Raw genomic sequence first — 15,946 nt, forward strand, 5'->3', positions numbered from 1 at the left:
AATGGCGAGGGTGCCGGACTGTTTTTAGATGAATGAATCGATATCCAGCGTATGCGGCGCACCCACTGTATGGCCGTAGATCGACGCCAGTAGCCCGTCATCACTTTTGCTGGTGGGCGCCATGGCCAACTGCTCGACGACTTTGTTTTCCGAATGGGCAAGCCAGCGCGACAGGCTTTCAGACAGCGGCTCGGGCTGGTCCGAAAGTGATCCGTAGACCTTTTTTTCGGTGATGCGCTGTTGACGCAAGGTTTTGAGGCGATCAAGCGACATTTGTATTTTGTCGATCTCGCGATTGAGCGCTTCGATGGTTTTTTCATGATGGCGAACGTAAGCGTCCGGGCGTGTCTGGTCGCGCTTTTGCCGCAACTGCAAAGTAATGCTCGCCAGCGCTTTTTGCATCCACTCAAACTCTCTATCCGATACGAGGGATCGGTTTGCTGATTGCGCTTCCTGCCAACGTTTCAGCGTTGCCCAGCACGCCGGAATGTAGCTGCCGACCATCGAGTGGCTGCCGGCATTGAAGAGTTGCGTCAGTAACGAAGGTCGATCCGGGAGGCCGTTTTTTTGCTGAATGGCCACCGAGCAGGCGGCATGCTGGGCAACGGTGTCGCAACCGGGCTCCCACAGGATCATGGACTTTTCATTGCGATCAAACTGCACCGGCATCGCGTGGTACAGCTTGCCGTGGTGCTCGTAGGGTTCGCCGGTCCAGTTGGTAATACCGGCGACAAACACCGAGAGGCCAACGGGCACGTTGACGAAGGTCAGTGCCGCACCTGTTCCGTAAACACTCGTTTTGGTGTTCATCCAGGTGCCGGGCACACTGGGCACCGGGTCGTTGTGGGCGACCATGCGGTGATGTTCCAGCGGCTCTGCGCCTTTGGTGAACAGGGCGTCACCGGCGCGGGGGGCGCCGTAGGTGTAGAGCTGGATGTTGTAGTTGAAGTCTGCTCGCCGACGCAGCATTTCCGACAGCAGCAATGCCACTGCGCCTCCGAGACTGTGCCCACAGATCAGCAGTTTTTGACCGGTATAAAACCTGTCGAGGTATTTCACGACGAAACCATAGGCTTTCTGTGCCGCTTCGTAAAAGCCACGGTGCACCTTGCTGCCGTGTTCTTCGAACGGCACTTGAAACGCATCGGCATCGCGCAGGCCATCCGCGATGATTTCATAGGTGCCACGCACGGAAATCAGGATTAATTCGTCGTGGTGGGTGATGAAGGCTTGGGTATCGGTGGACTGCTTACCCAAGATCCTGTCGTCGAAGAAATGGATCTTGGCGGGGTGCTCCTGCTCGTCTTCCCGTTCAGGTTTGTTTGCGTCATAGAGATCTGGGTCGAACGGCACGATCTCCAGTCGCCTGGAGTACGGCACATCTTCAAAAAGCGGGTAATACGCTGATGTCTGCGTCGCATCGACTTTGCCAAGCTCTTCGAATTTGGCCAGTGCATCCCCGAACCAGTTACCAACAGTGGGTTGCAAGGGGAAGCGCACAGTCTTCGTTTCGACGGGGTGTTTATCCGGCTTCTGACCAAACGGGCAATAGCTCAGGGTGGACATGAGCGCCAGTTGATAGAGGTTTAGCGCACAGACCCCAGCGTCGATTGACAGCATGGGGCGCAAGGCGCGCATCGGGCGTACTTCCAGCACCGTATGTTTTAGCGGCATGAGGGCAACACCGCGCTCACCATGCTTACCCATGATCTTCGCCGGCCCCGACCCGGGCGGGTAATGGCTGTAAACCTGCGGTGGCAAATGCGAAACATGCTTGACCAGATGACGCACTTCCACCTGAAAGAATTCATCGGCGCAGGCTTGTGCGGGGTTTTCTCTGGTGCGGGTCGAGTTGTGGTTCAGGTAGCGGGTTTGTTCGGCGCGTACCTGAAGTTCAGTAATTTTCAGGGGGTAATGAGGTCTTGCTTGTAAGTCCTTGTATAGCTCTTCTTCCCCTTGGTACTTCTGATCAAAGGTGAGTGCTATCGGCCCTGCGAAGTGCTCAGAAACTTTGCCTGTGCCAGTGCCATCGAGATTGCCATCGTAGGTTTTTCCTTCCGAATCGACTACGACGTAGGCCAAGCCTTCATACGGTTCGCCAGAACCAAACTCGTCGACTAATTGAAAGCTGCTCCACCGACCCTGTGCTGGGCATGTCAATACGCGGCTGCTCAGTGGAGATTCCAGCTCTTTTTCCATTGATGTCATGTCGAAACCTCCTTATTCCGTGCAACCGGGATAAATGGTGCATTGCCGGCCGTCTGGCATCTGAAAAGTGCTGAAGTCGGTGTAGTTACCGTTGCAATAACCTCGTTGATCTTCAAGTCCTCTGCCCATGCAACGCTTCCAGCCATTCGGAACCTTCACCCACGTATCTCCCCAGCCGGGTTTCTCCTCGTCGGCCAATTTGATGTGCATCTTCACGGTCTTACCCGGCAGTTGGTCCGGGGTATAAGCCGCGGAAGGCTTGCCTCTTTTCAGCTCGCCCTGAGCATCGGTAGTCTTGCAATCGAGGAGTTTCACGATGCGCCGTTTTGGCCCTACCGTTCGGAAGAGCTGTTGGCATTCACCGTAGAAGGTGCTTTCGCCTGCTTCGTTAAAGACGCTTTTGTACTGATCTTTCACCTCATTCCGAATGAACACTCTGGCGCTGTCAGCGCCAAAATCTCCCCGGTCTTTACCGTAAGTCGCATAGATTTCCAGCTCGATGCGGCTTATCACCAGCGGGCATCCGCTGACAGTTCTGCGCAGGGCTATTTCGGAGTTGGGCTGATAGTTTTCACGCCATTTCAGGTTGTAACCAACTCCAGTGCCTCGTCCGCCCGGCACGGTGCAGGTTTCCCCTTTGGCAGGCACATACACTGCGATGGCCTCATAGGTGAAGTCGGGCGGCATATCGGCGGTGAAAGTGAACGTATTCGGCTGACTGCTCACGCAGCCTGAAATGCCAACGAAGCAACAACCCAAAACAGAGCTTTTAAGCAGGGGATACGAGGTAGTCATTGAGTAATGTCCTTATTCCGTGCAACCGGGATAGATGGTGCATTGCCGGACGTCTGGCATCTGAAAGCTGCTGAAGTCTTTGTAATTGCCAAAGCAATAAGCGTCTTGATCCTCAAAATTTTTGCCCATACAACGCTTCCAGCCGTTCGGCACCTTGACCCACGTATCCTTGAAGGCCGGCTCTTCCTCGCTGGCCAATTTGATGTGCATCTTCACGGTCTTACCCGGCAGTTGGTCCGGGGTATAAGCGGCGGAAGGTTTGCCTCGTCGCAACTCCCCCTGGGCACCGATCGTTTTGCAGTCGAGGAGTTTTCTGAGGATTCGGGGCTTACCCGAAGTACGAAACAGCTGTTGGCATTCACCGTAAAAGGTACTTTCACCCGCTTCGTTGAAAACGTTTCTGTACTGATCTTCCACCTCATTCCGAATGAACACCCTGGCGCTGTCGGCGCCAAAATCTCCCCGATCCTTACCGTAAGTCGCGTAGATTTTCAGTTCGATGCGATTGATCACCAACGGACAGCCGCTACGGGTTCTGCGAATCGTTATTTCAGCATCAGGTTTGTATTCCGTTCGCCACTCGCCGTTGAACACGGGTGCCAAGTTGGCCTTTTTTTCAACGGTGCAGGTTTCGCCCTTGGCAGGCATGTAATAAACCACTGCAACGTATGCAAAGTCGGGCGGCATATCGGCGGTGAAGGTGAAGGTATTCGGCTGACTGTGGCTGCTCGCACAGCCTGCGGTTAACGCGAGGCCAAAACCCAGACTTGCTGTGCGAATCAGGCATTTCATAGGGCGGCTTCTCCTTGCCAAAATGCTGTTGTTTGCGACACCCGCTCGAAATGCTCACTCGGCGTTTCACCGGCCCGAACCTGCCAGTGCGGCGCCAACGTGTAGCCCTGCGCCTGCAGGCTCTGGGTCAGCAAAAACTCCAGTTGCTCCGGTGCCAGCCAACCCCACGTTTGCGCCTGCGCCAGTCTGTTGCGCAGCCACGTATCAGGATCATGGTGTTCGGCAAGTTTGGCGTAAGCCTGGACATGCTCCGCCAGCAGATAGCGATGAGCATTGCTGCGGCGAATTTCATCCGTCTGTTGGTTGGGCGCTGGCACTTGATGCCACAGCGGCTGATCTGGCACTGGGTAGCTGCCGGGGGCGGGATTGTTCGTGCTTTGCCAGTGTGTGCCTTGCCAGTAACACACGCTGATCGCTGGCCCGAGGTAGGCCGGCCAGGCGTCCTCAGGCAGGTGCGCGAGGGCGCGGCTCAATACCCGATTATCGTGAAAGCGGTACAGCGCCTGATGTGGGCGGGCACCGATGATCAGGCGTTCGTGCCAATGTTTGACCAGCCTGCTCAAATCGCCTTTTTGAAGGCTGGCAAACCAGCCCCAGTTGCGTTGCGGATTCTTCAGCAGTTCACTGATGCGGCTGTCGTCAGGCTGATCGAAAGTGAAGATGAATGGCCCGGCATCCGCCAGATCAGCCACCAACGTTTCACCGTAAACACTCAGGTATTGGTCGAATTGGCTGGTTTTTAAAAGGGATTGGCGCAGGTCGCGCTCGTTCTGTGAGTCCAGAACGACGCACAAGGCAAAACCTGAACGTTGCTGTTCTCTCATCCATTGGCGGGGTAGCGAGTCAGTCATGCGGCGGCTCCCCGGGGCAGGCAAATACCCGCACGACAGGCCTCGCAGATGGGGCAGAAGTCCGATCCCATAACGCTGCTGGCGGCCATCAATTCGTTCTGGCTGGGCGCAATCATGGGCGGCCGTTCTGCTGGCATCGCCAAGGCGTCATTGGCCCCCGGCATTGACAATGCGGCAGCGGAACCCGCCACCGGGGCACCCCCGATCTGGATTTCGCTGCTGCTGAAAATGCCCGCATGGCCGATCACAATGTGCTGCCCACCGGCCTTGAGGCTGATGCTCGCGCCAGCATCCAGCGTCAGGTGCGCCCCAGCCTTGATGTGCACTTGCTGGCCAGCCTCAACCACCAGCGTTTGGTCGACTCGGGTCTGGCTGTTGCTCGCGACATGCAGATAGTCATTGGCCTTGAGTTGCACTTTGCGGTCGGCGGTGATGGTTCGGTGTTCTTCGGCTCCCAGCACGGTGATGCTGTTGCCCTTGATGGTTTCCCGGCGTTCGTTGCCGACTTCAAGTCGACTGTCGTTTTCGACCTTGTGCTCCATGTCGCGTTGGGCACGCAGGTAGATCAACTCCTGCCCGGCGCGATCTTCCAGGTGCAATTCGTTGAATCCGCCGCTATCGGGTGAACTGCGTGAGCGAAACACACTTCGGGTTTTGTGCGCGGGCAGTTCGTAGGGCACCGGGTTGGCGCTGTTGGCCAGACAGCCACTGATCACCGGTTGATCAGGATCGCCTTCCAGGAAGCTGACCAGCACCTCCATGCCCACTCTCGGAATAGTGACGCTGCCATGGGCGTTGCCGGCCCAATTGGACGACACCCGCAACCAGCAACTGCTTTTGTCGTCGTTACGACCTTCTCTGTCCCAAAAAAACTGAGCCTTGACCCTGCCGAAGGGGTCGCAGTGGATTTCCTCGCCTTTGGGACCGGTGACCATGGCGGTCTGGCTACCCAGTATTCGCGGCTTTTGGTAATGGTGTGGCGGTCGGTAGAAAACGTCCCAAGGCGTCGCGACAAATTGATTTCGATAACCTTGAACAAAGTCATGTTCTTGCGCGGAGCCTGCGCTGGTGATGCTCTCTTCCAGCACTTGCGGCTGCTTACATTCGTGGCGCACTTCTGTCAGCAACCAAAGCGCATTCCACTGCGTGCGTGAATGCTCGGACATCTCCATAAAATGCCCGGATACCAACGTCTGCTGATCGCTTTTGCCTTCAGCCTGCCGATAGTCGGCACGATGGCGCTCCAGTGCCCGTTTGGTTAAAAACTTGCCGCGCTCACGCTGGGTGAAGCGGCCGGGGTAGTCGTAATCTTCCAGGTCAGGCTGCGTGAGTTCGGTGCCAGGTTCGTAGTTGGACTCCAGAAGAATTCGGGATTTCTCGAAGTCGTAGTCACGGCGAGTGGTGCGACTGGTGCGCGCTTCGACTCGCAGGTCGAATCGTTTGATCACGGGTCCCTCGGCAACCATGCCGCTGTTTTGTTTGTAGGGTGTTGGCCGGTCAAGCCTGGGGAATACGGTTTGGTCGTCCCCAAATACCATCAGGTGTTTTTCGCGACTGTGCCGAAAGTGGTAATGAATGCCTTCTTCTTGGCAGAGCCTTTGGACGAAGTGCAGATCTGATTCGTCGTACTGCACGCAGTACTCGCGATCCGGATAAATGGCACCCAACTGAAACAGATGAAGGTCGCGGTGGATGCCGTGTTCTTCCAGCACCTGCGCAATGATTTGCGGGACGGTCAGCTGTTGAAAAATACGTTGGTTGATGCGGTGGCCCAAATAAGCCACCCGAGGAACAAGCGTGAGGTTGTAACGCGTCAGACGTTTGCCAGCGTCGCCTTGCGCAACGCGATGGATTTGCCCATGGATGCCATTGCGACCGTCGCTGAATGCCAGAAACGCTTGTTTGTGCAGCAGGCTTTCAAGATCGAGATTCGGCCTCTCGCTGACCAGCACCACGTCAAAGACATAGGGTGTGCTGATCGCTTCCTGACCGGTGAACTCCAGGACTTGAAGGTCGTGCTCCAGACTATCAATGGTCAGATTGAAACGTGCGAGAGGGCTGGGGCTAGGCATCCTTTGTTCCTTCGACGGTCGCTGAGGGAATTTGTATCTGAATGCGTGAAGGCAGATACAAGTGCCGAAAGCTAACAAACGTGCCGAAGAAAAAATGTAGGAGGGGTCCTATGGGGTTGAAGGAAAGGACCTTGATTGTTCGTGTGGTTCGGTTGCCTCTTCACTGACGCTATTGCGAGGCTCGGATTCTTGGCATGTATGCGGCTCAAATACGTCAGACAAATCGCCAATTATTTTTGTGTAGTAAACATCTGGCGTTGTTCTCGTTTAAGACCTATTGGCTTTACGCCTCGCGACCTACAAATCCTTGCGTCGTTGCCTACGGCTACGCCAGAATCCGCCGGCTTGTGCGCCCAGGGCTGGCTGCGTAACTTGATCGGGTCACTGATTCCCAGTGATCGGGTTTAGCAGCCCGGCTTCGTTTCATTCCGGTCGTACAAGTCTCATCCGGTCAGGCATTTGCCTGCGCTTGATGGTGGCTGTGCGCATGGCACCTTCGGGTGCGCCGGGTTTCGGAGTGACCGGTCTGCTAACTTGCGCACAGCCGCCACCCTATCGTTTAGCAGCGGGATGGTGCGGCCTCATAGAGGTACACTCCGATGTTCAAAGTAACGCCAAACCCGCCGGTCACAGATCCGGCATCCCCCTACGAATCGCCCGATTCAAAGAAATTCCATGAAGCCGCCGAGCGCGCCCTCGACCACTATCTCTGCCCACCGGCCGCCGCCATCATGGCCACGCCCTACACACCCAGCACGCTGTACATGGCGCACCCCGAGGCTGACTCCGAATCCCTGCTGGCCGACGCCAGTGAAACGCTCGGTTCCGCCACCGTCATGCTCAACAACCACGCGGCAATGGTTGAAGGCTCGAACCGCAAAACCCTGCAAGGCATCGCGCAGGTGGTGATGCTGGCAGAGCTGGCGGTTAATCGGGTGCTGGATAGGTTAGTGCCCACGGAGTGATTAACGTGCTGGCGGCGCATGCGCATGTGCCGCCAGCGCATTGGTTGGGAAATACGCTATTGAGGCGTGATTGACCAGCGATTGAAAAAGTGGGGTCTGAAATAAGCCTGACCGTTGCCGAACGCACTGTGCTTGTTGAAAACATACAATCGCCCGTTTGGGATGAAGATGGGCGTGATGCGAATTCGGCGAGATGTCCGTTAAACATCAAAAGATCGCTGCCTGCCAGGCTGCGATCTTTTGCTTTCAGACGCTCAGGAGCGGCACTCGACCAGCCCTTTCACCTGCCCGTCAGGCGTCTGGTTTTCATCGGACAACCACCGCTCAAACCCGGCCGCAATCGCCGGCCACTCACCATCGAGAATCGAATACCACGCAGTGTCGCGGTTCTCGCCCTTGACCACCATGTGCTGGCGAAACACGCCTTCGAAGCTGAAACCCAAGCGCTCGGCGGCGTATTTGGAGCGGGCGTTGCCGTTGTTGCACTTCCATTCGAGGCGACGGTAGCCCAGCTCAAAGGAGTATTTGGCCAACAAGTAAACCGCCTCGGTGCTTTTCGGCGTGCGCTGCATCGGTGCACCGAAGGTGACGTGGCCGATTTCGATGCGGCCCTGGGCCGGGACAATCGACATCAGGCTGAGGATGCCTTGCACCTGACCTGTGGCGCGGTCGATGACGCTGAAGAAATACGGATCGCTGCTGGCCGCGTGGTTGTTCAGCCAGTCATTGAACACGCTGCGCTCAGGGAATGGGCCGTAAGGCAGATAGTTCCACAGTTTCGGGTCGGCGCCGGGGCCTTGCAGGGCGTTGAACAACTCGTCGGCGTGACGGGCCGGGTCGAGTCTTTCCAGGCGAATGAAGCGGCCTTCGATCAGTGTGGTCGTGGGGGCGGGGACACCTTTCCAGTCGGCCAGTGAAGCAGTCATGTGTGTCTCTCCTTAAAGGGCTTTGCGAAACTGGATGAAGCCTGGGCGTTCGGCGATGCGCTCGTAGAGCTGGATCGCGGTGGCGTTGGTTTCGTGGGTCAGCCAATGCACTTTGGCGCAACCGTCAGCCTTGGCCGTGGCGTAGACGTGTTCGATCAGCAGGCGACCGACGCCGGTGCCGCGGGTTTCAGGCGCCACCAGCAAGTCTTGCAGGTAGCAGGCGTTTTCGATGCTCCAGTTCGAGCGATGGTAGATGTAGTGCACCATGCCCACGGCTTTGCCATCGGCCCAGGCGAGGGCGGCGTGGGTTGGCTCGCTGGGGTCGAGCAGGCGCTGCCAAGTGCTATGGGTTACGGCCTCGAGCAGCTCGGTGTTGTAGAAACGCAGGTAGGTCTGCCACAGCGGCAGCCAGGCGGCGTGATCATTGGCGGTGACTGGGCGGATCTCGATCTGACTCATGGTGAATTCCTTAACGCATCAAGTGGGCGAGGGTTTGATCATTGATGTCGGGGCTGGCGGCCAGGCCTTCGCGCACGCCGGCAATGTCGGCGGGGCTGCGGTTCTGGCTGAGCTTGCGCTTGCCTTCCAGTCGGTCGATGGGAATGGCAAAACCGACGATGGCCTTGAGCATGCCGTCGATGTAATCGGCGGGGGCGTCGTCAACCTTCCACGGTTGTGCGCGGCCCGCTTCATGGCGGTCGGTGAGGGTGCTGACGATGTCGAGCAGCCGTCCGCCGTCGCTGAAGGTTTCGGCGTGGCCGTAGGCGTGCACCGCGATGTAGTTCCAGGTTGGCACGACTTTGCCGTGCTCGGCCTTGCTCGGGTAAAAGCCCGGGCTGACGTAGGCGTCCGGGCCGGCAAAGATCAGCATCGCTTGAGCCCCGTCGCGCAAGTCTTTCCACTGTGCATTGGCCTTGGCCAGATGCCCGTAGAGCGTGCCGTTCTCGCCTTGCTCGCAATGCAGCAACACCGGCACATGGCTGGCTTGCAGACCGTTTTCGCCGTGGGTCACCAGAATGGCGAGGCGGGTGGCGAGGATCAGTTCGTGGAGTTGCGACAACTCGTCGATGGCAAAGGCGCGGGGCGTGTACATGGAGAAATTTTCCTTGGCGAATGCCTGCATCCTAGGCAGGCTATTGGTCTGTTGTAAGAGCCATTGACGACCCATTTCATAGGTCCATTGCCATGCCTGAATCGCCCACGTTGTCCATGCCCTTCAATCCGGCGGGTATCGAGCTCGACCGTCGCTTGGGCTTGACCCGCCAGCTCTATCAGGCGCTGCGTTTGCGTGTGCTGGACGGGCGCCTGTGCGGCGGCACACGCCTGCCGGCCAGCCGTGATCTGGCGGCGGCGCTGGGCATTTCCCGTAACAGTGTGGTGCGCGCCTACGATCAGCTATACGCCGAAGGCTTTATCGAGGGGCGAGTCGGTGATGGCACCTACGTCGCGCAATTACCCCAAGCCGCGTTATCGGCGGAAAAACTATCCACAAAAGTATCCACAGGGTTTTCAACAGGCTTACCCACAGACTTATCCACAAATTGGCTGGATTTACCTGTTGATCCGTCCAGTAAAGTTATCCACAGCGATCCGCTGTGCCGGGTCAGAAACAATCATTTACCCAAACCTCCCAGTGGTCCGCCCCGCGCATTTCGAGTGGGCGTTCCAGCCTTCGATCTGTTCCCCTTTGACGTGTGGGCCAAGCTCAACGCGGCTTTTTGGCGCAAACCCGATCTTCAGCAACTGTGCTACGGCGACCCGGCTGGCGATGCGCGTTTGCGCGGTCTGATTGCCGCTTATTTGCGCAGTTCGCGTGGCATGCAGTGTTCGGCTGAACAAATTGTGATCACCAGCGGCGCACAGCAAGGCATCAGTCTTTGTGCACAGCTACTGGTGGCGCCGGGTGATGGCGTCGGTATCGAAAATCCGGGTTACCGAGCGGCCGGCCATGCGTTCGCGGTGGCGGGTGGCCGTTTACACGGTATCGCCGTGGATGAAGAGGGCATGGATTGCTCGGCGCTGTCGGCAGCCAGTGACTGTCGCGTGGCTTATGTGACGCCGTCGCATCAATACCCGACGGGTGTGGTGATGAGCCTGGCGCGACGGCTTGAGTTGCTGGCCTGGGCCGAACGCACCCAGGGCTGGATCATCGAGGATGACTACGACGGTGAGTACCGCTACACCGGCGCGCCATTGGCACCGTTGGCGGCGCTCGATCGACAGGGGCGAGTGCTGTATGTCGGCACCTTCGGCAAAGTCGCGTTCCCGGCGTTGCGACTGGGCTATCTGGTGCTGCCACCGGGGCTGGTGGACGCGTTCTCGCAACGCCGGGCAGTGGACGTCCGGCATTCCGAGGTGAGTACGCAAATGGTGATGGCCGAGTTCATGGCCGCCGGGCATTTCCAGCGCCATATCCGGCGTATGCGTCGGGCAGCACTCAACCGTCGCAATGCATTGCTGGACGGCTGGCCGACGGCAATCGCCGGTGTGGGCAAGCTGCCGGCGGTGTCTGCCGGGCTGCACCTGACGGTGGCCGTGAACAGCATCGAGCGCGAGCAGCAATTGGTTGAACAAGCCGCCCGCGTGGATGTGGAAATCAACGGCTTGAGCCATTACTGGCTGCCCGATTCCCTGACTTCAGCCGATCAGCGTGCCGGACTGGTGCTGGGCTTTGCCGCCGTGCCGGAGCCTGGGATCAGAGCCGCACTGATGCGTCTGCGACAGGCGTGGCAGGTTTGAAAAACAGGGTTTGCGCCAATGTACTGCCGATCTGGCTGCGATAGATTTCGATCAGTTGCTGGTTACTTTTGTTGCGCAGGTCAAGCTTGCCGCCCAGGCGCCGTTGCTGGAGGGTTTTCATGTGCCCGGCGGTGAACGAAGCGGACGCGTCGCTGGCATTTTTATAGTGAAAGTGCGCATACCACAGCACTTTTGCGGTTTTGGCGTCGCTCACTTCATATTCGTCGAGGAAGTCCTTGTCCTGCCCCTTGAGGCTGCGCCGGGTGACCGTTTGCGTTATCTGCACCTCTAGCTTGTTTTTGAGCCACTCCACTCGGGCTGCCGTCGGAGGTTGTTGTTTGATGATCCTGATGCGGGCACTGGTGCCTTTTTCGTAGAGTGCGGTTGCCGCATTGCTCAGTGCATGACCGAGAGCGGCCGTCGGATGCTTCGGGTCGACGGTCAGATTGGCGGCCGTCATTGCCTCATCAAGCGCTTCGCCGGCTTTGCGCAAGCGCTCGGCTTCCTCATGGTAGATCTCCTCAATCTCGACCGGGATACGTTGACCTCGTTTGATGCGCGCCTCGGTGCGCCGGTGGAACGCCGCCAGGCCATCGAGTAATGCTTTTGCGTGTTCGACCGCTTTTTTGATGTTCGGTCTGGCCTTGGCAGGTTGGGTTTTGGTGATGCCGTGTTCGACCCATACACCGGGCGATTTTTCGTGAAACGTGGCAATAACGCCGGTCAGTTCTCCGCGCACCTCGACCAGTTCGGTGTCTAGGCCATCCGTGCTTTTTTTCCGTTCCCCAACGAGCGTGCCCTTGAATCTGGTGCTGATGATCTTGCGACTCGACGTCGGTTTCGCTGGGCCTGGCAACGGCTCCAGCAGATGTTTATTGCGCAGCAGGTCAGCCAGACGCACGTCTGTGTGTGCTTTGAATTCGATGACCCGAGTCCGTACATGCCCCAGCCGAGTGGTCTGGAGTTGATCGGGAAACTCCGCGACTAGGTCGGCAAAACGTTGGTCCACCGCGGCAAACTGCTCGGAAACGTTGCTCAGGGCTTCGATTCGATCGCGCAAGTTGCTCAGGCTCTCATCGGCGGTCAGATTCATCGAGCTCTGAATATTCAGCGCAGCATCCTCGATGAGCGTTTCCAGTGCCTGTTGCGCGTCTGCCCGAGTCGCGGTCTCGCCGGGCTTGACGCAGATCTCTTGCCCAAGACTGATCTGCAACAGCTTGAGGTCATTGAGGTCGTAGCTCGGGAGTGCCTTTCGATAAGTTGAAACGGTCTCTACGGCTTCTTTGCCGAGCAGCTCGAGTTCTGCGAACCGGGCATGGGCAGCCTCGATCTTTTCGATGATGCCTTGGGTTTGATCGGTGATGTTTTCACAGGACTGGATAAACTTTTGCGGTTCGACATGGGTGTGGTCAGCGATCATCGAGATGGTCGCGTTCACATTGGTCTGAAAATCGGTGTTGTGCTGGCTGAGCCATTCCTGCCCCAGAAACAACAGCATCTGCAGGCGTTCGATCATGACTGTCCGATAGTTGGGCACTGTCTGTTTGCGGTTCAGTGACTTGATTTTCTCGACGTTTGCCGCGTACGCCTTGTCGAGCGAGTCGAGGGTGTCCAGGTACTTTTTGCCAACGGCTTCGTCCACGGTCGACGATGTATCGTGCATTGCGTTATGGGCCGCGTCGAGTTGACTCTGCTTGTCTGCCATCGTGTTGTCGAAAGCTTCGATTTCGGCAATCAGTGCCTGTACTTTTCTGAGGTTCTTGCCTCTTTCCTGTTCGCGCCCACTGCGCAGTCCACCGCCACGCAGGCGCAATCTCAGGTCGATGATCCATTGACCGCCGGCGGTGCGGGTCAGCAACGGCCCCGCGAGGGTGGGGTGCCGGCGCGAGTCGATGATCTGTACGTCCTGGTTTTCGTTGATCAGTACTTCGAACCAGCGGTCGCCGACCGATGCGTACCATTTCTTCTGTTTTGCGTAGAGGTGGCGATGCACCCCTTCGTTGGCTTCGGCGCCGAGTTCTTTGGGTTTGTCGATCTTGAAACTGTCGAGCAGCGCTGCAAGTGCGACGGGGGAGCGCTTCAGTGCGGTCACCGTATTGAGCGACATGTGATGAGCGACAGGCAGTTCGGTACCGGCCATGTCCGGCAAACGCTGCGGTTTGATGGTCTTGGGGGCGGACGTTACGGGTGGCGTCTCTTCTGGCGTCGTCGCAATCGATTCATGCTGCGGCTTGTTCCCGACCGCTGCACGATGGGCCAGTACCATGCCCAAGGCGAGGAGAATGTCGGCGATTGCTGTCCAGGCAGTTTTGTCGGTCTGTTCATTCTCGACATCGCTGATTTCCTGCAAATCGTCCATGATCTGCCAGATCCACGCTGCCGTGCCGGCACTGCGACCGAGGAATGGCAACGCTGCGTTGAACACCATCCAACCGCCGCGTTTAAGTGTCGCCCAGCGTGCCTCCGCATCCGATACCGATTGCCGTTCGGCTTGTGTGATGACGGCCTGGACGTTGCTCTCATACAGTGTTCCCCGCACATCGCTCTCAATCGCAGCGGTCCCCAATGCAACAGGCCCTGACATGTCGAACGCGGTGGTCGGGTTCACCAGCAGTTGCGGGATCGTCCACACCGAGGGCAGCCTGGCGGTGAATACGAACTGGCTGTAATTGAAGCGCACATCGTCCGGCAACCAGGCGAGTACCGACTCGCGAAGCTGTCGCGAATGCTCGATGGCGTAGAGCAGGTTGGCGTGGCCTGGATACTGGATCAGCGCCATTTCGAACAGCGGTCGATAGAGTACGCAGGGGCCTTTTTCCACTTCCCTCGGACCGATGACAAACATGTTGTTGACGACATCCGTGCGTGAACTGCTGCGGTGGGCGATGAGCGACAAAGGCCGAATGACAATCTCCTCGCCATCGATGTGCCGCTGCTCTGCGGTGTTGCCCAGTGCTGCGGCGACATATCGGTACCCTTTTTCATCCATGCCTGCTTTGCCCTGGATCTTGTGTTGCAGCGCCAGGAGCGGCAGTTCTATGGGTAACTGGCTGGTGTAGAGCGCTTGCAGTTCTGTCGCTTGCCGGGTGTCGTCAATCAGCAATTTTTGCAGGTACTGCGGGTAGGTCTTGCCGATGTCGACGGTACTCACCAGTTTTTCAAGGTAGGTCACGGTCAGCCAGTCTGGTAACGCGTGGTCGCCGTTGTAGTGCACGGTTTTATTGCCCAGGGGCTGGCCCGCCAGGTTTTGCAGGGCCAGTTCACTGAGCGAAAGCGTCTGAGTCTGAATATTGCCCGGCAATACGAACGTGCCCCATACCACCAGGCTGGTGATGGTGATCTGGAGGTCATCGATCTCGATCTTGTCCGCTGTCGGATGCTCCTTGAGCATCTGCTGCTTCAGGGCCTGGCGGGTGAATTTTTGCAGGCTGACCACTTCGCTCTGAAACGTTTTTCCCTGGTTGGAATGCTGCACCGTCGTCAGATCCAGCAGGTGTCGGCTGTAACGGGTTTGATCGGCGGGAAGGGCATTGTCCAGCCAGGCGGGCAGTAGCGGCCCCAGACGATCTATATGCGGTTTGAGACGCGGTGTGGCCCGGGTGGTGGTCGCTGAGCCCTGGCGAGGGAAGAGGTTGTCGAGGGTCGAGTCTTGAAAAAAATTGATCTTGCCCAAGGCTTCGGCCTCCAGGGCGATCAGTGTGCAGGCCTGATGATCGAAGAAATGGCCCTGCGGCTCGACCAGTCGCCACTTCAGGCCAGCACTGGAAACGCTCTGCCAGAACTGCGGCAGGGCTTCGCCGAATGCATCCAGCGAGTCGAAGCACTGAAAACCGTGGACCACCGAGTGGGTAAGAACCACTGTGCGCTTTTCGACAGTTCCGATCAGCACGGCACAATCAAGCAGGGTCAAGTGTTCCGGGTGTTTTGCGTCGTCCCGGTCGAGGTCTATCAGGCAGGCGCGAGTCTTGTAGGCGTCGTTGAGACGTTGTTGTTTGTCCGGGTTTTGGTAGACGGCGTGGGCAATGGCACGCTGGTCGGCATCCCAGCCAAGACTGGCGTCGACGTTCCACAGATTACGCAAGGCATCGGACATTTTTTGCCAGCGCGGCTGTCCCGGATACGTGAATTCATCCCAGTAGTCGACGTGTTGTTCCTTGAAGGCGATGAACAGCAAAGGCGCCAGTTCGTTGAGCAGCAAACCGATGGCGTCGATCTTGACCGGCAACTGGACAGCCGTCTGGATATCGGGCTGCAAGGTCAGAAAGTGTTCACCATCGAGGTAGGTCTCCGCCGTGCCGGACAGGCCCAAGCGTACCAACGCATCAGTCAGCGATTCGATCTGAGGGCGGCCGGGAATGACTTTGTCGTTCTGAATGATCCAGGTCGGTTTCACGACCATCGCCAGTTGCGGGTCGATATTGAGGTCCGGGTACAGCGTCTTGAGTGCCGGACGCAATGTCTTTGTGGCGACTTCTCGCACTGAGGGGCCGGTCACCAGTTGGGTGACTACATCAACGGCACTGGCTGAAGAATGTTCGGACATGGGCAACACCTGCTCTGATTGGGGGGCACGCTTAAGGGCGTCGAATCAGGGCAAG

General features: G+C 57.7%; 11 protein-coding genes. 2 read left to right on the forward strand and 9 right to left on the reverse strand.

Going from position 1 to position 15,946, the window contains the following annotated elements; genetic code table 11:
* Positions 1-24: 24 nt before the first annotated feature.
* From AACY18_RS13600 to AACY18_RS13620, 5 genes are read right to left on the reverse strand one after another with little or no spacing between them, the layout of a single operon-like run.
* Positions 25-2,208, reverse strand: coding sequence for a lipase family protein (locus AACY18_RS13600; protein ID WP_339465161.1), 2,184 nt, complete (start codon positions 2,206-2,208; stop codon positions 25-27).
* 12 nt (positions 2,209-2,220) lie between these two features.
* A complete protein-coding gene (locus AACY18_RS13605; protein ID WP_339465162.1) occupies positions 2,221-3,003 on the reverse strand; it encodes a hypothetical protein in 783 nt (260 codons plus the stop codon).
* A 12-nt stretch (positions 3,004-3,015) separates the two neighbouring features.
* Complete coding sequence (locus AACY18_RS13610) at positions 3,016-3,795, reverse strand: hypothetical protein (protein WP_339465163.1); 780 nt, start codon at positions 3,793-3,795, stop codon at positions 3,016-3,018.
* Entirely contained in the window at positions 3,792-4,646 is an 855-nt protein-coding gene (locus tag AACY18_RS13615) for a DUF4123 domain-containing protein (protein WP_339465164.1), read from the reverse strand. The genes AACY18_RS13610 and AACY18_RS13615 overlap by 4 nt, the downstream gene beginning before the upstream one ends.
* Entirely contained in the window at positions 4,643-6,718 is a 2,076-nt protein-coding gene (locus AACY18_RS13620) for a type VI secretion system Vgr family protein (RefSeq protein ID WP_339465166.1), read from the reverse strand. Before AACY18_RS13620 ends, AACY18_RS13615 begins: the two co-directional genes overlap by 4 nt.
* A 599-nt stretch (positions 6,719-7,317) precedes the next feature.
* Between AACY18_RS13620 and AACY18_RS13625 the strand changes: the two genes are divergently transcribed.
* Entirely contained in the window at positions 7,318-7,683 is a 366-nt protein-coding gene (locus AACY18_RS13625) for a DUF6124 family protein (protein WP_339465167.1), read from the forward strand.
* 254 nt (positions 7,684-7,937) lie between these two features.
* Here AACY18_RS13625 and AACY18_RS13630 read toward each other — a convergent pair whose 3' ends face one another.
* Genes AACY18_RS13630 through AACY18_RS13640 form a run of 3 tightly spaced genes read right to left on the reverse strand, consistent with a single transcriptional unit; the run spans position 7,938 to position 9,702 of the window.
* On the reverse strand, positions 7,938-8,609 hold the full coding sequence (locus tag AACY18_RS13630) for a GNAT family N-acetyltransferase (RefSeq protein WP_339465168.1): 672 nt from the start codon (positions 8,607-8,609) through the stop codon (positions 7,938-7,940).
* Positions 8,610-8,621: 12 nt separating this feature from the next.
* The gene (locus tag AACY18_RS13635) at positions 8,622-9,068 is read right to left on the reverse strand and encodes a GNAT family N-acetyltransferase (RefSeq protein WP_339431502.1); all 447 of its coding nucleotides are present in this window, start codon (positions 9,066-9,068) and stop codon (positions 8,622-8,624) included.
* A 10-nt stretch (positions 9,069-9,078) separates the two neighbouring features.
* The gene (locus AACY18_RS13640) at positions 9,079-9,702 is read right to left on the reverse strand and encodes an FMN-binding negative transcriptional regulator (RefSeq protein ID WP_339431503.1); all 624 of its coding nucleotides are present in this window, start codon (positions 9,700-9,702) and stop codon (positions 9,079-9,081) included.
* Between the two features lie 92 nt (positions 9,703-9,794).
* Here AACY18_RS13640 and pdxR point away from each other — a divergent pair, with 92 nt between their 5' ends.
* Positions 9,795-11,348 (forward strand): MocR-like pyridoxine biosynthesis transcription factor PdxR, encoded by a 1,554-nt coding sequence (gene pdxR / locus AACY18_RS13645; RefSeq protein WP_339431504.1) that lies wholly within the window; start codon positions 9,795-9,797, stop codon positions 11,346-11,348.
* Here pdxR and AACY18_RS13650 read toward each other — a convergent pair.
* Positions 11,305-15,891, reverse strand: coding sequence for a dermonecrotic toxin domain-containing protein (locus AACY18_RS13650; protein ID WP_339465169.1), 4,587 nt, complete (start codon positions 15,889-15,891; stop codon positions 11,305-11,307). The genes pdxR and AACY18_RS13650 overlap by 44 nt on opposite strands.
* Positions 15,892-15,946 lie beyond the last annotated feature (55 nt).

The sequence above is a fragment of the Pseudomonas sp. EA_65y_Pfl2_P74 genome, from assembly GCF_963970575.1.
GTDB lineage: Bacteria > Pseudomonadota > Gammaproteobacteria > Pseudomonadales > Pseudomonadaceae > Aquipseudomonas > Aquipseudomonas baetica_A.